The sequence below is a fragment of the Paraburkholderia strydomiana genome (genome assembly GCF_046030495.1).
In the GTDB taxonomy this organism is placed as follows: domain Bacteria; phylum Pseudomonadota; class Gammaproteobacteria; order Burkholderiales; family Burkholderiaceae; genus Paraburkholderia; species Paraburkholderia strydomiana_A.
Genome location: NZ_JAQQCJ010000024.1, coordinates 101,732 through 116,638, shown reverse-complemented (window position 1 = coordinate 116,638; position 14,907 = coordinate 101,732). Strand labels below are relative to the sequence as shown.

16 protein-coding genes are annotated in these 14,907 nt (G+C 63.1%); 7 read left to right on the top strand and 9 right to left on the bottom strand.

All coding sequences use genetic code 11. From position 1 onward, the window contains the following. Nucleotides 1–181 (bottom strand): hypothetical protein (locus tag PQQ53_RS27070; protein ID WP_408327434.1); only part of this gene is annotated, 181 nt, incomplete at its 3' end. Between the two features lie 268 nt (nucleotides 182–449). Here PQQ53_RS27070 and acnD point away from each other — a divergent pair. The 3 genes from acnD to PQQ53_RS27055 all read left to right on the top strand — a co-directional run bounded on the left by acnD (nucleotide 450) and on the right by PQQ53_RS27055 (nucleotide 4,796). Continuing rightward, nucleotides 450–3,047: a Fe/S-dependent 2-methylisocitrate dehydratase AcnD gene (acnD, locus tag PQQ53_RS27065; RefSeq protein ID WP_408327431.1), complete on the top strand. Its 2,598-nt coding sequence runs from the start codon at nucleotides 450–452 to the stop codon at nucleotides 3,045–3,047. 150 nt (nucleotides 3,048–3,197) lie between these two features. After that, nucleotides 3,198–4,385, top strand: a complete 1,188-nt coding sequence (prpF, locus tag PQQ53_RS27060; protein WP_408327428.1) for a 2-methylaconitate cis-trans isomerase PrpF — start codon at nucleotides 3,198–3,200, stop codon at nucleotides 4,383–4,385. 60 nt (nucleotides 4,386–4,445) lie between these two features. Continuing rightward, the gene (locus PQQ53_RS27055; RefSeq protein ID WP_408149959.1) at nucleotides 4,446–4,796 is read left to right on the top strand and encodes a VOC family protein; all 351 of its coding nucleotides are present in this window, start codon (nucleotides 4,446–4,448) and stop codon (nucleotides 4,794–4,796) included. Between the two features lie 35 nt (nucleotides 4,797–4,831). On the opposite strand, the gene PQQ53_RS27050 is transcribed toward PQQ53_RS27055, so the two are convergent. From PQQ53_RS27050 to PQQ53_RS27025, 6 genes are all read right to left on the bottom strand, one after another. After that, a complete protein-coding gene (locus tag PQQ53_RS27050; RefSeq protein WP_408327425.1) occupies nucleotides 4,832–5,308 on the bottom strand; it encodes a hypothetical protein in 477 nt (158 codons plus the stop codon). A gap of 258 nt (nucleotides 5,309–5,566) precedes the next feature. Beyond that, nucleotides 5,567–5,767 carry a hypothetical protein gene (locus tag PQQ53_RS27045; protein ID WP_408327422.1) on the bottom strand — a complete coding sequence of 67 codons (201 nt, stop codon included), beginning with the start codon at nucleotides 5,765–5,767 and terminating at the stop codon, nucleotides 5,567–5,569. Between the two features lie 297 nt (nucleotides 5,768–6,064). After that, nucleotides 6,065–7,060, bottom strand: coding sequence for an MDR family oxidoreductase (locus PQQ53_RS27040; RefSeq protein ID WP_408327420.1), 996 nt, complete (start codon nucleotides 7,058–7,060; stop codon nucleotides 6,065–6,067). Between the two features lie 49 nt (nucleotides 7,061–7,109). Then, nucleotides 7,110–7,925, bottom strand: a complete 816-nt coding sequence (locus tag PQQ53_RS27035; RefSeq protein ID WP_408156253.1) for an enoyl-CoA hydratase/isomerase family protein — start codon at nucleotides 7,923–7,925, stop codon at nucleotides 7,110–7,112. Between the two features lie 12 nt (nucleotides 7,926–7,937). Beyond that, the gene (locus tag PQQ53_RS27030; protein ID WP_408327417.1) at nucleotides 7,938–9,440 is read right to left on the bottom strand and encodes a class I adenylate-forming enzyme family protein; all 1,503 of its coding nucleotides are present in this window, start codon (nucleotides 9,438–9,440) and stop codon (nucleotides 7,938–7,940) included. A gap of 66 nt (nucleotides 9,441–9,506) precedes the next feature. Next, nucleotides 9,507–10,907 carry a short-chain fatty acid transporter gene (locus PQQ53_RS27025; RefSeq protein ID WP_408327414.1) on the bottom strand — a complete coding sequence of 467 codons (1,401 nt, stop codon included), beginning with the start codon at nucleotides 10,905–10,907 and terminating at the stop codon, nucleotides 9,507–9,509. Between the two features lie 244 nt (nucleotides 10,908–11,151). Between PQQ53_RS27025 and PQQ53_RS27020 the strand changes: the two genes are divergently transcribed. Both PQQ53_RS27020 and PQQ53_RS27015 read left to right on the top strand, forming a co-directional pair. Then, nucleotides 11,152–12,405 (top strand): MFS transporter, encoded by a 1,254-nt coding sequence (locus tag PQQ53_RS27020; RefSeq protein WP_408327411.1) that lies wholly within the window; start codon nucleotides 11,152–11,154, stop codon nucleotides 12,403–12,405. Nucleotides 12,406–12,507: 102 nt separating this feature from the next. Next, complete coding sequence (locus PQQ53_RS27015) at nucleotides 12,508–13,128, top strand: TetR/AcrR family transcriptional regulator (protein WP_408156245.1); 621 nt, start codon at nucleotides 12,508–12,510, stop codon at nucleotides 13,126–13,128. Between the two features lie 124 nt (nucleotides 13,129–13,252). Here PQQ53_RS27015 and copM read toward each other — a convergent pair whose 3' ends face one another. Together copM and PQQ53_RS27005 are read right to left on the bottom strand one after the other, a co-directional pair. Further along, nucleotides 13,253–13,651, bottom strand: a complete 399-nt coding sequence (gene copM / locus PQQ53_RS27010; protein ID WP_408149977.1) for a CopM family metallochaperone — start codon at nucleotides 13,649–13,651, stop codon at nucleotides 13,253–13,255. 94 nt (nucleotides 13,652–13,745) lie between these two features. Continuing rightward, nucleotides 13,746–13,943, bottom strand: coding sequence for a heavy-metal-associated domain-containing protein (locus tag PQQ53_RS27005; RefSeq protein WP_408149979.1), 198 nt, complete (start codon nucleotides 13,941–13,943; stop codon nucleotides 13,746–13,748). Between the two features lie 270 nt (nucleotides 13,944–14,213). Between PQQ53_RS27005 and PQQ53_RS27000 the strand changes: the two genes are divergently transcribed. Next, the gene (locus PQQ53_RS27000; protein ID WP_408149981.1) at nucleotides 14,214–14,438 is read left to right on the top strand and encodes a hypothetical protein; all 225 of its coding nucleotides are present in this window, start codon (nucleotides 14,214–14,216) and stop codon (nucleotides 14,436–14,438) included. A gap of 20 nt (nucleotides 14,439–14,458) precedes the next feature. After that, nucleotides 14,459–14,794 carry a hypothetical protein gene (locus tag PQQ53_RS26995; protein WP_408149983.1) on the top strand — a complete coding sequence of 112 codons (336 nt, stop codon included), beginning with the start codon at nucleotides 14,459–14,461 and terminating at the stop codon, nucleotides 14,792–14,794. Nucleotides 14,795–14,907: the final 113 nt, after the last annotated feature.

Here is a 14,907-nt window from a genome sequence, read left to right as displayed (position 1 = left end):
ACGCGTCGACAACAAGATCATCCGGCCGAGCGCGAATTACACCGGACCCGACGATCTGCCGTTCGTGCCGCTTGCCAAGCGCGTCTGACGCAACGGTGCGCGAAAGCGCATCCGTCAGCCGTCGAAGGCGTAGCAGCCACAATGCAGCAAAGCCGCCGCGTAAGCGTTTCTCCTGCGTCACGTCCTCTGGGCGCGATGCAATGAAGTTGGGCCTTGGTTCGCCGATACCCCGGCTCAAGGCCGCTTTTTCGCGGTGGCCGGAGCGGCGGCATGGTCGGCTGCTCACGCAACGTAGCATGCAACGCATTCGAACGAACGGCCGCAATCCAGCGAGCTAAACTACAACCATTGCCTGACCGGTCCGCAAGCGAAGCGTCACCTGACAAGACGCGGCTGAACGTGACCGATGCCGCCGTCGTCCCCGGCTCATTACTGTTGGTTCCTAAGCCATGAATACTGCAAACCGCAAACGCCTTCCCGGCACCCAGCTCGATTTCTTCGACACGCGTGCGGCGGTCGACGCGATCCGGCCCGGCGCGTACGACACGCTGCCGTACACGTCGCGCGTGCTGGCCGAAAATCTCGTGCGCCGCTGCGATCCGGCGACGCTCACCGCGTCGCTCGAGCAGATCATCGAGCGCAAACGCGAGCTGGATTTTCCGTGGTTTCCGGCGCGCGTGGTATGTCATGACATTCTCGGCCAGACCGCGCTGGTCGACCTCGCCGGCCTGCGCGATGCGATCGCCGCGCAAGGCGGCGACCCGGCGCTGGTCAATCCGGTGGTGCCGACGCAACTCGTTGTCGATCATTCGCTCGCGGTCGAATGCGGCGGTTTCGATCCGGATGCGTTCGCGAAGAACCGCGCGATCGAAGATCGCCGCAACGAAGACCGCTTCGATTTCATCAATTGGACGAAGCGCGCCTTTCAGAACGTCGACGTGATTCCGCCGGGCAACGGCATCCTGCATCAGATCAACCTCGAACGCATGAGCCCGGTCGTGCAGGTGAAAGACGGCGTGGCGTTTCCCGATACGCTGGTCGGCACCGACTCGCATACGCCGATGGTGGACGCGCTCGGCGTGATCGCGATCGGCGTGGGCGGGCTCGAAGCGGAAAGCGTGATGCTCGGCCGCGCGTCGTACATGCGCTTGCCGGACATCGTCGGCGTGGAGCTGACGGGCAAGCCGGGCGAAGGCATCACGGCAACCGACGTAGTGCTGTCGCTGACCGAATTCCTGCGCAAGGAAAAGGTGGTCGGCGCCTACCTCGAATTCTATGGCGAAGGCACGAGCAAGCTGACGCTCGGCGACCGCGCGACCATCGCCAACATGGCGCCCGAATTCGGCGCGACGGCCGCGATGTTCTACATCGACGAGCAGACCATCAAGTACCTGAAGCTCACGGGCCGCGACGACGAACTCGTCAAGCTGGTGGAAACGTACGCGAAAGAAACCGGCCTGTGGGCCGACACGCTGAAGCGCGCCGAGTATGAACGGGTGCTGACGTTCGATCTGTCGAGCGTGGTGCGTACCTTGGCCGGGCCGTCGAATCCGCATCGCCGCTTGCCGGTATCGGAGCTGGCGGCGCGCGGCATCAGCGGCAAGGTGGAGAACGAGCCGGGGCTGATGCCCGACGGCGCGGTGATCATCGCCGCGATCACCAGCTGCACGAACACCAACAACCCGCGCAACATGATCGCCGCCGGCCTGATCGCGCGCAACGCGAACCGTCGCGGACTGACCCGCAAGCCGTGGGCGAAGACCTCGCTCGCGCCGGGCTCGAAGGCGGTCACGCTGTACCTCGAAGAGGCCGGGCTGCTGCCCGAGCTGGAGAAACTCGGTTTCGGCGTGGTCGCGTATGCGTGCACGTCGTGCAACGGCATGTCCGGCGCGCTCGATCCGGTGATCCAGAAAGAAGTGGTCGAGCGCGATCTGTACGCGACCGCCGTGCTGTCGGGCAACCGCAACTTCGACGGCCGCATTCATCCGTACGCGAAGCAGGCGTTTCTCGCCTCGCCGCCGCTGGTGGTCGCGTATGCGATAGCGGGCACGATTCGCTTCGACATCGAGAAGGACGTGCTCGGCATCGACGCCGACGGCCATGCCGTCACGCTGAAGGACATCTGGCCGTCGGATGAAGAGATCGACGCGATCGTTGCGTCGAGCGTGAAGCCGGAGCAGTTCCGCAAGGTGTACGAACCGATGTTCACGGCCTCCGTCGATTCGGGCGAACGAGCCAACCCGCTGTACGACTGGCGCGAGATGAGCACCTACATCCGCCGTCCGCCGTATTGGGAAGGCGCGCTTGCCGGTGAACGCACCCTTAGGGGCATGCGCCCGCTCGCCGTGCTCGGCGACAACATCACGACGGACCACCTGTCACCGTCCAACGCGATTTTGCCGGACAGCGCGAGCGGCGAATACCTCGCGAAAATGGGCCTGCCGGAAGAGGACTTCAATTCCTATGCGACTCACCGTGGCGATCATTTGACCGCGCAGCGCGCGACCTTTGCGAACCCGACGCTGAAGAACGAGATGGTGCTCGAAGACGGCAAGGTAAAGGCCGGATCGCTCGCGCGCATCGAGCCCGAGGGCACGGTCACGCGCATGTGGGAAGCGATCGAAACGTATATGGCACGCAAGCAGCCGCTGATCGTGATTGCGGGTGCCGACTACGGGCAGGGTTCGTCGCGCGACTGGGCGGCCAAGGGCGTGCGTCTGGCGGGCGCGGAAGCGATCGTCGCGGAAGGCTTCGAGCGTATTCACCGCACGAACCTCGTGGGCATGGGCGTGTTGCCGCTGGAGTTCAAGCCCGGTGTGAACCGCCTCACGCTCGGCATCGACGGGACGGAGACGTTCGACGTGATCGGCGAGCGTAAGCCGCGTGCGGATCTGACGCTGGTGATTCAGCGCAGGGACGGTCAGCGTGTCGAGGTGCCGGTGACGTGCCGGCTCGATACCGCTGAAGAGGCTTCCATCTACGAAGCCGGCGGCGTGCTGCAACGCTTTGCGCAGGACTTTCTCGAGTCGACGAAAGCGGCGGCTTGAGCGCGGTTCACTTGCATTTGACCGGCTCGATTGGATTGCATCGCTGGCATGCGCCGCAGCACGGCGGAGCAGCGATGAACATAATGCAGCATGGGCGGTGTGGCTTCGTTCGCGAGCCATGCCGCCCGCTCACATCAGGACAGGACATTCATGGCCCATAAACCGCAGATCAAGATTCCGGCCACCTATATGCGTGGCGGCACCAGCAAAGGCGTGTTCTTCCGCCTGCAGGATTTGCCCGAGGCGGCTCAGGTACCCGGCGCCGCGCGCGACGCGCTGCTGATGCGCGTGATCGGCAGCCCCGATCCATATGGCAAGCAGATCGACGGCATGGGCGGCGCGACGTCGAGCACCAGCAAGACGGTGATCATCGCGAAAAGCAGCCGGCCCGATCACGATGTGGATTACCTGTTCGGCCAGGTGTCGATCGATAAAGCCTTCGTCGACTGGAGCGGCAATTGCGGCAATCTCTCCGCCGCCGTCGGGCCGTTCGCGATCAGCGCGGGTCTCGTCGACGCGAGCCGCGTTCCGCGCGACGGCGTGGCCACCGTGCGCATCTGGCAGGCCAACATCGGCAAGACGATCATCGGGCGCGTGCCGATGACCGATGGGGCCGTGCAGGAAACCGGCGACTTCGAACTCGACGGCGTGACCTTTGCCGCGGCGGAAGTTCCGCTCGAATTCATGGACCCGGCCGCGGAGGAAGAGGGCGCGGGCGGCTCGATGTTCCCCACCGGCAATCTGGTCGACGACCTCGACGTGCCCGGCGTCGGCACGCTGAAGGCGACGATGATCAACGCCGGCATTCCGACCATCTTCGTGGAGGCGCAGGCGATCGGCTACACGGGCACGGAGTTGCAGGACGCGATCAATAGCGACGAGAAAGCGCTCGCGATGTTCGAAACCATTCGCGCGCATGGCGCGTTGCGCATGGGTCTCATCAAGCACCTCGACGAGATCGCGACGCGGCAGCATACGCCGAAGGTCGCCTTCGTCGCGAAGCCGGCCGATTACGTGGCGTCGAGCGGCAAACGCGTCGGCGCAGGCGACGTCGATCTGCTGGTGCGGGCGATGTCGATGGGCAAGCTGCATCACGCGATGATGGGCACGGCGGCGGTGGCGATCGGCACGGCGGCGGCGATTTCGGGCACGCTCGTGAATCTGGCTGCGGGCGGCGGCGAGCGTGAAGCGGTGCGCTTCGGGCATCCCTCGGGGACGCTGCGAGTGGGCGCGCAAGCGAGCCGCAAGGATGGCGAATGGACGGTGACGAAGGCCATGATGAGCCGCAGCGCGCGCGTGTTGATGGAAGGCTGGGTGCGAGTGCCGCAGGAGGGATGAGCCCCGGCTGGCTGGCGTACCGCTCAGGCATATGCTCGCTACACGGTTGCGGAGGGACCCATGAAAGTCAAAAGAATCGTCGCCAATATCGGCACGCAGGCAGTGGATGAAGCGACGCGCTTCTACCAGCAGATATTCGGCCTCGATCTGCTGATGGATCTTGGCTGGATTGCCACGTATGGGTCTTCCGAAACGATGACTGTGCAGATCAGTTTCGCGTCACAGGGAGGATCGGACACGCCTGTGCCCGATCTGTCGATCGAAGTCGACGATCTTGCCGCCGCGCTCGAACGCGTGAGGGCGGCGGCCATTCCGGTCGAATACGGACCGGTCGACGAACCGTGGGGCGTGCGGCGGTTCTATGTGCGCGATCCGTTTGGCAAACTCGTCAATGTGCTTGTGCACGTGTGACATGACGAGCAGTGTGGATCGCGCTGGCCTGTCATTCACGCCTGCACGGCAGCCGCTGGCGCAAAAGCCCTGAAATTCTCGGGCGTGGCGAAGGCCAGATACTGTCGCTGCATTTCTTCCGTCAAAACTTCGATCATGATGATGTCTTCGATCCACAACTCGATCACATCGAAGAAGTTGTGACCGCGCGTGCACCGAACCGCACGCCAACCCTCGCGCTCGCCGATTGCGAGAACCTCGTCAGGCGTCAGCTTGCTCGCGACGGCAAGGTGAAACGCGCTGTATTGCGCCGTCTTGCTCTCTGCCGGAACGAAGGAGTTCTGCCCACTGCCCGGGGAAATCACGCGATCGCTCGGATAGGTCTCGATGATCGAGCCACGGTCGTCGCCGGCGATCGCCATCCACGAATCGGGAAAGGAGGGGAATGGCGCGTGGAACCCGCCCCATAGTTCGGCAATGACGCGCGCGACGTTTTCCGGATTGCGAGCGGGGATGGACGCGTGAAAGAGCATGAGTGACCTCTGTCGAAGATTGGCGTGAAGAGTTCGGTCCTTGTATTGCGTCTTATAGATTGTTTTAGATGACCGCTTGCAGGCGGACTTGAGCGCCGTCTTTTGATGCTCGCATGCGGGAATAGCAGCGTCAAGTGGGGATAATCCAGCCGTTCAGGTCGGAGGAATTTGAAGTGTTCGATATACATCAGTGTCGGCCGCCGATGAGAGGTCGAGCTTCGCGACATCTCATCGGAGAGGCAGGCGAGCGTTGTCGGCTTAGAGCGGGTGAAGCTTGCCGTTGAGGTCCATCGACCACTTCGATCCATCGCCGAACGTGAGGACGCCGTTGATCGCGTCGATATGAGTCGGCTTGCCGGCCGGCTCTTTCTCTTTTCCGTCTCCGCCGACCACACGCGCCATCTCGGCGGAAGTCATTTCTTGATGGCGATGCAGTTCATCGATCCTGATTGCTTTCATGATGGTTCTCCTAAGGAAGGTTGCCTGATGAGCACGTTTTTCGGGTGCTCTCAGGCTGCATCGCATAGGGTGTGCCAATCATGCTTGACGGGCATCCACGTTGGATGAACAAGGGGCGCCGGCATGTTGAGCCGGTAGTTCGGTGGAAGAGTGGTGTAACGCACCCAACAGTTGAAAAATCGGCTGTCGGTGTGCGTGCGACAAACTGGGGGACTCGAACGGTTGCGCGGGCAGAACGAAACGCACGATCGCGTCGTCTTCCGTCCACCGCCCGCGAGCCCCGCCAACCACCAACACTCAATTCACATCCACCAGCACTCTCCCCTGGAACTTCCCGGCGAGCATCTCCGCTGCCGCGTCGCGCACTTCATCCAACGCGACCGTTTTCGACGTAATCCCGTCGAGCACCGACAGCGGCAAATCCTGCACGATCCGCTGCCATGCGTTGATCCGCTCTTTTGACGGCAACATGACCGAGTCCACGCCGATCAGTTTGACGCCGCGCAGAATGAACGGCATGACGGTGGTCGGAAGGTCGGCTCCGCCGGCCAGTCCGCAAGCGGCGACGACGCCGCCGTAGTTCATCTCGGCGAGCACGCGCGCGAGCACCTTCGAGCCGACCGTGTCGATCGCGGCGGCCCAGCGCTGGCCTTCCAGCGCACGCGGCGGCTCGGCCCACTCGGGACCGTCGATCACTTCCTGCGCGCCGAGTCGCTTCACGTAGTCGTGCTTGGCGGGATTGCCCGTCAGTGCGGTGACGTGATAACCGAGCTTGCTCAGAATCGCGATGGCCACGCTCCCCACGCCGCCAGCCGCGCCCGTCACCAGAACCGGGCCGCTTTGCGGCGTGATGCCAGCGGCTTCGAGCGCATTCACGCAGAGCATGCCGGTGAAGCCCGCCGTGCCGATCATCATTGCCTGCCGCGTGCTCAAGCCCGCCGGCAGCGGCACGAGCCAGTCGCCGCGCACGCGCTGATACTGACTGTAGCCGCCCCAGTACTTCTCGCCGACGCTCCAGCCGGTGAGCACGACTTTCTGGCCCACGTCGAGGTTCGGATTGGCGGTCTCGACCACTGTCCCCGCGAAATCGATACCGGGCACGAGCGGCCACGTCTTGACGATTTTCCCCGTGCCGGTGACGGCGAGCGCGTCCTTGAAGTTGATCGTCGAAAAGTCGATTTTGACGAGGGTGTCCTCGTTGGGCAGCGCGTCGAACGACAGTGTTTCGATCGTGGCCTTGGTCTTCCTGTCTTCTTCGCGAAGCAGCATTGCGTTGAAAGTCTGTGCCGACATATGAGTGATCCTCCAATAGGTCAAAAGGAAAGGGTTGTGCTTCGCGGCGTCAGCGGGCGAAGCGCCGGTCGCGCCATTGGATGGCTTCGCGCATACCCTGTTCGCGTGCGACCGCCATGAACGCCTTCTTGTCGGGCGAACCGGCGGATTCGATCGCGTGGTCGAGATCGAGTGCGTGTTGCAGCGCGGCCTTCATGCCGCGCGCTTCGAAATTGTGATTAATCGCGGCCTTCGTCACGCGCATGAGGTTGGGGTCGATCACCGACATCGTGTGCGCAATCCGTAGCGCTTCGCTAACATGCTCGCCTTCCGGCACGATGCGATTGACGAGCCCCAGCTCGCGCGCGGACTGCGCGTCGATGCGGTCGAGTCCGGTCAGGATGATTTCCTTCGCCTGTTTCGGGTTGGTCATCCACGGCAGCAGCATCGTGACGATGCCCGCGCCGAACTTCAGTTCCGGCTCGCCGAAGATCGCATCGGGTGTGGCGACCGTGATATCGCAGGCCAGCGCGATCTCGAACGCGCCCGCGAGACACGCGCCGTGCACCGCTGCGATGGTCGGCTTCGGCGAGTCCCAGAAGCGCATGGTGGTGTCGAAATCGCGTGCGAGGATTTCTCGCCATACGGCTTCGCCCTCGGGCCGCGCTTCCATCTGTTCCTTCAGATCGAATCCCGATGAGAATGCTTTGCCCGCGCCGCTGATCACGATCGCCTTGACGCCGTCGTCGGCCTCGGCGAGATCGAGCGCGGCGTTGATCTCCGTGAGCGACAGCTTGCCTAGCGCATTCAACCGCTCGGGCCGATTGAGCGTGATGTGCGCGACGTTCTGTTCAGCGGTGTAGAGCAGAGTGGAAAATTGAGTCATTGATCTGTTTTCCTATTGAACGTGACGGGTGAGCGGGACGAGCGTGCCAGTCGCCACCATGCTGCGCAATTCGCGCCGGTCCGCTTTGCCTGTGCGGCCGACCGGCAGCGCGTCGGCCTCGTAGAAGAAATCGGGGACCTTGTATTTGTCGAGCTTGAGACAAAGAAACGCGCGCAACGCGACGACGTCCAGCGCGTTGCCCGCGCAGGGCACGACCAGTGCGTGAATCCGCTCGCCGAGAATTTCATCGGGCGCGCCTACCGCCATCGCGGCGCCTACGCCTTCGAACATCGTGATGGCCTGCTCGATTTCCATCGGCGTGACCTTGTTGCCGCCGCGCACGATCAACTCCTTCTGACGGCCCATCAATTGCACGTCGCCATCTGTGGTCGTGATCGCCAGATCGCCGGTGCGGAACCACGTGTGCGTGAACGCGGCGGCCGTGAGTTGCGGCTCGTCGAGATAGCCGCGCATCAGATACGGGCTGCGCAGCTGCAATTCGCCGATCGTGCCGGACGGCACCGGCGTTTGCGTTTCATCGACGACGCGATATTCGACATGGCTCGACGGCAAGCCGAGCGACGTCGGCTTTGCGCGCCGATAGTTCGGAAACTGGAAGAAGTCACAGGTCGAGGTTTCAGTGAGGCCGAAAATGTTGATGAGGTCCGCGTTCGGAAACAGTGTTTCGATCTGCATGGCGAGCTGTTCGCTGAGCTGTTCGCCGCCGGTGAGAATCTGCCGCAGGTCGGGACACGCGAACGCCTGCGCATTGCGGCCGGCCGCGGGCACCACCGCCAGCAGGGCGCGCAACATGGTGGGCACGACGCCGACCCGATGGATGGTCCGCTCGCGCAATTGCGCAAGCAGCAGGGCCGGTTCGAACTTCTCCGGCAACACGACGGTGCCGCCGCCCAGCAGCGTCAGCAGGCTGACCCAGATGCCGAAACTGAACGTAATGTTCAGCAGCAGCAAGGTGCGCTCGGTCTTGCGGAAGTGGATCATCGCGTCGATTGAAAGCAGCTTCGCGCAGAACGCCCGATGCGTGACCACGACGCCTTTGGGCGCGCCCGTCGAGCCGGACGTGAAGATGATCAGCGCAGCGTTGTCGAGTTGCTCGCGTGGCGCAGGTGCGCTGGCGTTCGCGCCGATGAGTTCGATCGCATCCTGTTCGCCGCTGAATGCATGAGGCACGTCGACGGCGAAGCGCGCCTGCGTCCTGTCGAGAATCCGCGCGGTGACCGCTTCGGGAGACGTGCGGTGAATCGGCACCGCGACGCATCCCGCGAGCCATACGCCGAGTAATCCGGCGAAGTCATGCGGCTGATTCGACACCCGCACGTGCACCGGCTCGTTCCTGTGGACGCCGAGCTTGCCGAGCGCGGCTGCGAGCGCCGTCGCGGTTTCGAGTAGGCGCTCGTAGGTGACGGTTGCGCCGGGCGCGTCGATTGCGAGCGCGCCCTGATGCTGGCGGCACGCCATTGCAACGAGCGCGCCGAGATTGCCTGTGCTGTTCATGATGAGTCGTCTTCAATAGGAATTCGATTGAACCAGAGGCTGTTCAGAGGTAGGCCGAAAGGCCGCTCAATGCCCGAACATCAGTAGCGTTGCGCCCATCACCGCGAACATCACGAAGAAGATGATGACCGTGAAGCCCATCACCCGTCCCATGCCCACGCCCGCGATGGCGAGCAACGGAATGACCCACATCGGCTGGATCATGTCGGCGACGCCCTCGCCGAGCGCGACCGAAATCGCCACCGCGCTTTGCGGCACGTGCAGATGTTCGGCGGCAGGTACGACGAACGGCGCCTGCACGATCCAGTGACCGCCCGCGCTCGGCACGAACATGCTGATCAGTGTGGACGAGACGAAGCTCCAGAAGGGCAGCGTCTGCGTGGTGGAAAACCCTATGAACCACTGCGCGATCACATCCGCGAGGCCCGTGGCCGTCATGATCCCCATGATGCCGCCGTAGATCGGGAACTGCAGCAGGATCGGACCGGCCACGCGCGCGGCGTTGTTGATCGCGCGCAAATAGGCCTTCGGGGTCCAGTGCGTGACGAGCCCGAGCAGCAGGAAGATCATCACCAGCATGTTCAGGTCCATCGTGAACGCATTGCGCGCCACCTTCAATCCGATATATCCCAGCCCCAACGCGACGAGCACGAGATTGAGCAGCCACGCGTTGTCAAGTTTGCCGGCGACCGTTTTCGGCGGCGCTTCGTCGGACTGGACCGTGTCCTCGGCGATCAGACGCGCCGGGTCGGCAACGATCGACTCGTGCTCGCGCGGCATCATGATGCGAAACACCACGGGCACCGCGACGGCCAGCACGAGCACCGGAATGTAGTTGAGCGGGGAGAACAGGAAGTCTTTCATCGGCAGCACGTCGCCGGTGACTTTCTCGATCAGGTTCATCGGCGAGCCGCGCGTCGCGCTCAAGAGCGCAATCGAACTCGATATGCCGCACACGTAGAAGGACCAGCCCGCGTAAGCGGCGGCGACGAGCCACGCGAAATCGACACGAATCCGCTTGGCGATTTCACGTGCGAACAGCGCCGATACCACGAGACCGACGGCCCAGTTCAGCATGCCGCCCACCATCGATACGAAGAACGTGAGCGTCATCGCGCCGGCCGCGGTGGTCGGCAACGAGGCGATGCGGCGCAACAGTTTCGATACCGGCTTCGAGGTGGAGAGTGCGTGGCCGGTGACGAGGGTGAGCGCGACGAGAAAGGCGAAGCTGGCGATTTTGAACACGCCGTCGTACCAGCTTGTCAGCACCTCGGGAATCGAGGCTTTCGGCGCCATGGCGAAGGCGAGCGCGCAGGTCAGAACGGTGAGCAGGATCGCGATGACGAAGGGGTCAGGCATCACGCGCTCGACGAGGACAACGCACAGCCGGGTGATTCTCTGTAGACCGAAAGAGCCCGCCCGGTTGCTGGTGGCGACCGGGGGCGCATCCGCATTCAACTTTTCCATGTCGTGTCTCCGTTGTCTTACTCCAGTTCATCCGGCGGCGGCTGGCCCGCTGAAGGCCGTGCCCGCTATCGATTCCGGTTTGTAGACGACCGGTCAGTTAGGATTTATAGCCACTAGTTGACTGGTCGTCTACAAAAACCTATAGTTGCTCGGGTAAGTCCCGATCACGTGACACGACGGGGCCATCGATACCACAATGGCGCGTCGCGCAGGCCGGGCGAAAGAACGAGCCGCAGGAGGCAGGATGGAGGACAGGCTGGATGCTGCGGACGCAGCGGGCACGGCGAATACGGCGGATGCAGCCGCGATCGCGGCGCGGGCGAATCGCGCCGTGCTCGTGATCGCCGTGGCTCAACTGCTGGGCACATCGCTATGGTTCAGCGCGAACGGCGCGATGCGCGACCTGCAGACAGCATGGCAATTGAATGCATCCGGGATCGGCTGGCTGACGAATGCGGTGCAGGCGGGCTTTATCGTCGGCACGTTGCTCTCGGCGACGACAGGACTCGCGGATCGTGTCTCTGCCAGCAAGGTGTTCGCGGTGTGCGGCGTGCTCGGCGCCACGCTCAACGCGCTGTTTGCGCTCTACAGCAGCGGGCTGGCTTCGGCGATCGTATTCCGCTTCGGCGTAGGTGTCGCGTTGGCCGGCATCTATCCACTGGGGATGAAGCTGCTGGTGTCGTGGGATCCGCGCCGGGCTGCGCAAACGCTCGCGTTGCTGGTCGCGATGCTGACGCTCGGCACGGCATCGGTGCATGCGATACGGGCGTTGTTTGCGACCGTTCCCTGGCAAGCCGTGGTGCTGGCGTCGTCGGTGCTCGCGGTGATGGGCGCGCTGCTGGTCCTCGTGCTCGGCGAAGGGCCGCACGCGCGACGCGCCGGCAACCGGCGCGCGGGATTGTCGGCGGGCGTGGGGCAGGTCCTGCGCATCAGAGAGTTTCGCGCGGCCGCGCTCGGCTACTTCGGGCATATGTGGGAGCTGTATGCGTTCTGGACGCTCACGCCGCTGCTGGTGCAGCGCGCTTTTGCAGGCAGCGCGCAGGTGTCCGCGAGTGTCGTCGCGCTCTGGTCGTTTCTGATCATCGCGATCGGCGCGATGGGATGCCTGCTCGGCGGCAGGCTCAGCAAGTCGGTCGGCAGTGCGCGCACCGCCGCGCTCGCGTTGACGATATCGGGCACGCTGTGCGCGGTCTATCCGTTGTCGTCCGCGCTGGGTACCGCGGGGCAACTCGCGCTGCTGCTGCTGTGGGGCATCAGCGTGATCGCCGATTCGCCGCAGTTCTCCGCGTTGTCGGTCAAGGCTTGTCCCGCCGACAAAATCGGCGGAGCGCTGACCTTGCAGAACAGCTTTGGCTTTTTCCTGTCGGCGTGTTCGATCCTGTGGTCGACCAGTGCCTATCATTCGCTCGATGCACGGGTCGCCTGGCTGCTGCTGCCCGGCCCGATCATCGGCTTGATTGCGATGAGGCCGCTGCTTCGCAAGCGGCCGCCATGGTGAGCAGTATGTGATGCGTTTGCCGACCAACGCACGTACAACCAACGCACGTACACATTCGCAGACTTCAGCAGTTTCAGCAGTCAATGAGGAGAGGACATAAAAATGGCGACCGCAACAACCAGGCGCGACAATGGCCGACGCGCCGAACTGGTCCGTATCGGCGTAGCCATCCTGACGGAAAAGGGCTTCTACAACTTTTCGCTGGACGAACTGGTTGCGCTGGCCGGCGTGCCCAAAGGCTCGTTTCACTACTACTTCAATAGTAAGGACGCGTACGCGCTGGAAGTGATCGAGAGCTATGCCGCGTACTTTGCGCGCAAGCTCGACCGGCATCTCGGCGACACCACGCTCGATCCGATCAAGCGCATCGAGTCGTTCACCGAAGACGCGGCCAGCGGCATGGAGCGCTTCGACTTCAAGCGCGGCTGTCTGGTGGGCAACCTCAGTCAGGAGCTCGCCGCGCTCGACGAAACATTTCGTGCCGCCTTGCTGAACGTGATTCAGGACTGGCGCCGGCGCATCCAGGCCTGCCTCGACGAGGCCAAGGAGGCTGGCCAGATTCACGCGGATGCGGATACGGCGGCGCTCGCGCGATACTTCTGGAATGCGTGGGAAGGCGCGGTGTTGTGCTCGAAACTGGAGAAGTCACGCGCGCCGCTGGACGATGCGAGCGAGGCGTTCATCGCCCATCTGAAATGTGCGGCGAAACGCGTGGAGCAATAGGGTTGTCTGAAGGAATGCGCCGCGCCGCAGGGTGTTGTCATCATGACGACACTAACCCGCGGCGCGGCGCACGCTTTTGCAGCATGCTCCACGCCCAACCGACGGCGTAGGGCGTATGCGCCGCTTACTTGCCGCCGTGCTTCGCCTGCCAGCGACGCATGAACGCGATCTCGTCATGCTGCGCCTTGATGATGTTCTGCGCGAGGCGCTTGATTTCCGGGTCCTTGCCGTATTTCAATTCCACCTGCGCCATTTCGATCGCCCCCTGATGATGCGGAATCATGTGGGCGACGAAGTCCTTGTCGGCGTCGCCCGTATAGTCGGGGGCGCTCATGTCCTGCATCATTTTGTCGTGGGCGGTCATGAACGCTTGCGTCGATTCGCCTGAATCCGCATGCTCCGAACCGGACATGTGCATGCCGTGCATCGCGGGTGGCTGCTGCGCGTGGACCGGCATGGTGGCCACGGTAAACGTCAAGCCGCTGAAGAAACAAAGGGCACGAAATGCGCGAAGGTTTTTCATAGTGGATGTCCGTTGGTAAAAGAGTGTCTCGAGTGACCTGCTGCCGGGAAGCGAAAGTTTAACCAGGCGCCGTGCCTTCCCGCCTGCATGCCGTTCAATTTCCTGGAGAGGGATGAAAACCCGCTGCCTCGATCACCTCGATGAACCGCTGCCGGGGCAGCGTCGAGACGACCTCGACGCGCTTGAGGGCGACGTCGATGTCGAGCTTCGCTGCAGGGTCGAGACGGGTGACGGCGCGGCTGATTGCATTGGCGCATCCGCCACACGCCATGTCCGGGATTGTGAATTCCATTTCCTGCTCCTGTCAGAAACCAGGCTCAAGCGTGGACCTTCCCACGGCGGTAAGGTCAACCCCCTTTTGACGGATGTCAGGCGCCGAGCGGGCGCGTTCCAACCGACGGCCTGAAACCCGCTAACCGCGTCGTAGCGCAATGCGCGCATTTAATTCACAGAATTTTTATACCGTCCGCAGCAATCGTTTCGCGGTCTTGATGGCGAAGTCCCTAGAGTGTGTGACTGGCGTTTTGCCGTAAAGGAAGCAACGGTTTTTGCTGGAGGTGGTATGGCATTCGATCAGACGAAGGGGACCGTGCGCGTCGAAGCGTGCGTGTTTCCCGCTCCGGGGCAGCGGTTCAAGGGCGCACTGCGCGTCACGATCACCCGGCACGACAAGCAGGTTCAGCGGATTACCGGACGCGGTTGCGGCCGCCCGGTGCGCAGCTTCGCGACGGCGATGGCGCTGGCCGAACTCGAAGCTCGCCGCTTGTTGGGGCTCGACCTGTCATGAGAGCGCCGTCGAGATCCACCATGATGTTCCGAGGGCTGTGCAAGGTCGTGGCCGTTGCCTTCGTCACCAACCAGGTGCTCACGACCATCTTCACCTATGCCGCGCAGCAGCTCGACTCGGCGCTGCCGCATGACACGATCTGGCTATTCAGCTGCGTGACGTCCGGGCTGGTGACGCTCTGGCTGCAAGCCGATGCGCGGCGCGCGTTCGGCTTCGCGCGTGAGAAGGGCTTCGTGAAAAAAAGCGGCGAAAAAAGTGGCGACGCGGCGCAGCACGTGCAGATCGCCGAAGATTGTCCGAAACGGTGGCTGGTGATCCTGCATATCGAGTTGAATCCCGCAGCGATGCAGGCGTAGGCAGGCTGAGCCGGGCGTCGGCAAGCGCGGGCCTATAATAAAAAAACGCGTTGCGGGTTCTCGACTCGTGAATGAGTCGGATGGAAAGCCCGCTGCCCGCCAACTGTATCGCT

Bases quoted from the DNA above. Each gene is read 5' to 3' on its own strand.
- acnD (WP_408327431.1), top strand. From the start codon at position 450: ATGAATACTGCAAACCGCAAACGCCTTCCCGGCACCCAGCTCGATTTC.
- prpF (WP_408327428.1), top strand. From the start codon at position 3,198: ATGGCCCATAAACCGCAGATCAAGATTCCGGCCACCTATATGCGTGGC.
- PQQ53_RS27055 (WP_408149959.1), top strand. From the start codon at position 4,446: ATGAAAGTCAAAAGAATCGTCGCCAATATCGGCACGCAGGCAGTGGAT.
- PQQ53_RS27050 (WP_408327425.1), bottom strand. From the start codon at position 5,308: ATGCTCTTTCACGCGTCCATCCCCGCTCGCAATCCGGAAAACGTCGCG.
- PQQ53_RS27045 (WP_408327422.1), bottom strand. From the start codon at position 5,767: ATGAAAGCAATCAGGATCGATGAACTGCATCGCCATCAAGAAATGACT.
- PQQ53_RS27040 (WP_408327420.1), bottom strand. From the start codon at position 7,060: ATGTCGGCACAGACTTTCAACGCAATGCTGCTTCGCGAAGAAGACAGG.
- PQQ53_RS27035 (WP_408156253.1), bottom strand. From the start codon at position 7,925: ATGACTCAATTTTCCACTCTGCTCTACACCGCTGAACAGAACGTCGCG.
- PQQ53_RS27030 (WP_408327417.1), bottom strand. From the start codon at position 9,440: ATGAACAGCACAGGCAATCTCGGCGCGCTCGTTGCAATGGCGTGCCGC.
- PQQ53_RS27025 (WP_408327414.1), bottom strand. From the start codon at position 10,907: ATGGAAAAGTTGAATGCGGATGCGCCCCCGGTCGCCACCAGCAACCGG.
- PQQ53_RS27020 (WP_408327411.1), top strand. From the start codon at position 11,152: ATGGAGGACAGGCTGGATGCTGCGGACGCAGCGGGCACGGCGAATACG.
- PQQ53_RS27015 (WP_408156245.1), top strand. From the start codon at position 12,508: ATGGCGACCGCAACAACCAGGCGCGACAATGGCCGACGCGCCGAACTG.
- copM (WP_408149977.1), bottom strand. From the start codon at position 13,651: ATGAAAAACCTTCGCGCATTTCGTGCCCTTTGTTTCTTCAGCGGCTTG.
- PQQ53_RS27005 (WP_408149979.1), bottom strand. From the start codon at position 13,943: ATGGAATTCACAATCCCGGACATGGCGTGTGGCGGATGCGCCAATGCA.
- PQQ53_RS27000 (WP_408149981.1), top strand. From the start codon at position 14,214: ATGGCATTCGATCAGACGAAGGGGACCGTGCGCGTCGAAGCGTGCGTG.
- PQQ53_RS26995 (WP_408149983.1), top strand. From the start codon at position 14,459: ATGATGTTCCGAGGGCTGTGCAAGGTCGTGGCCGTTGCCTTCGTCACC.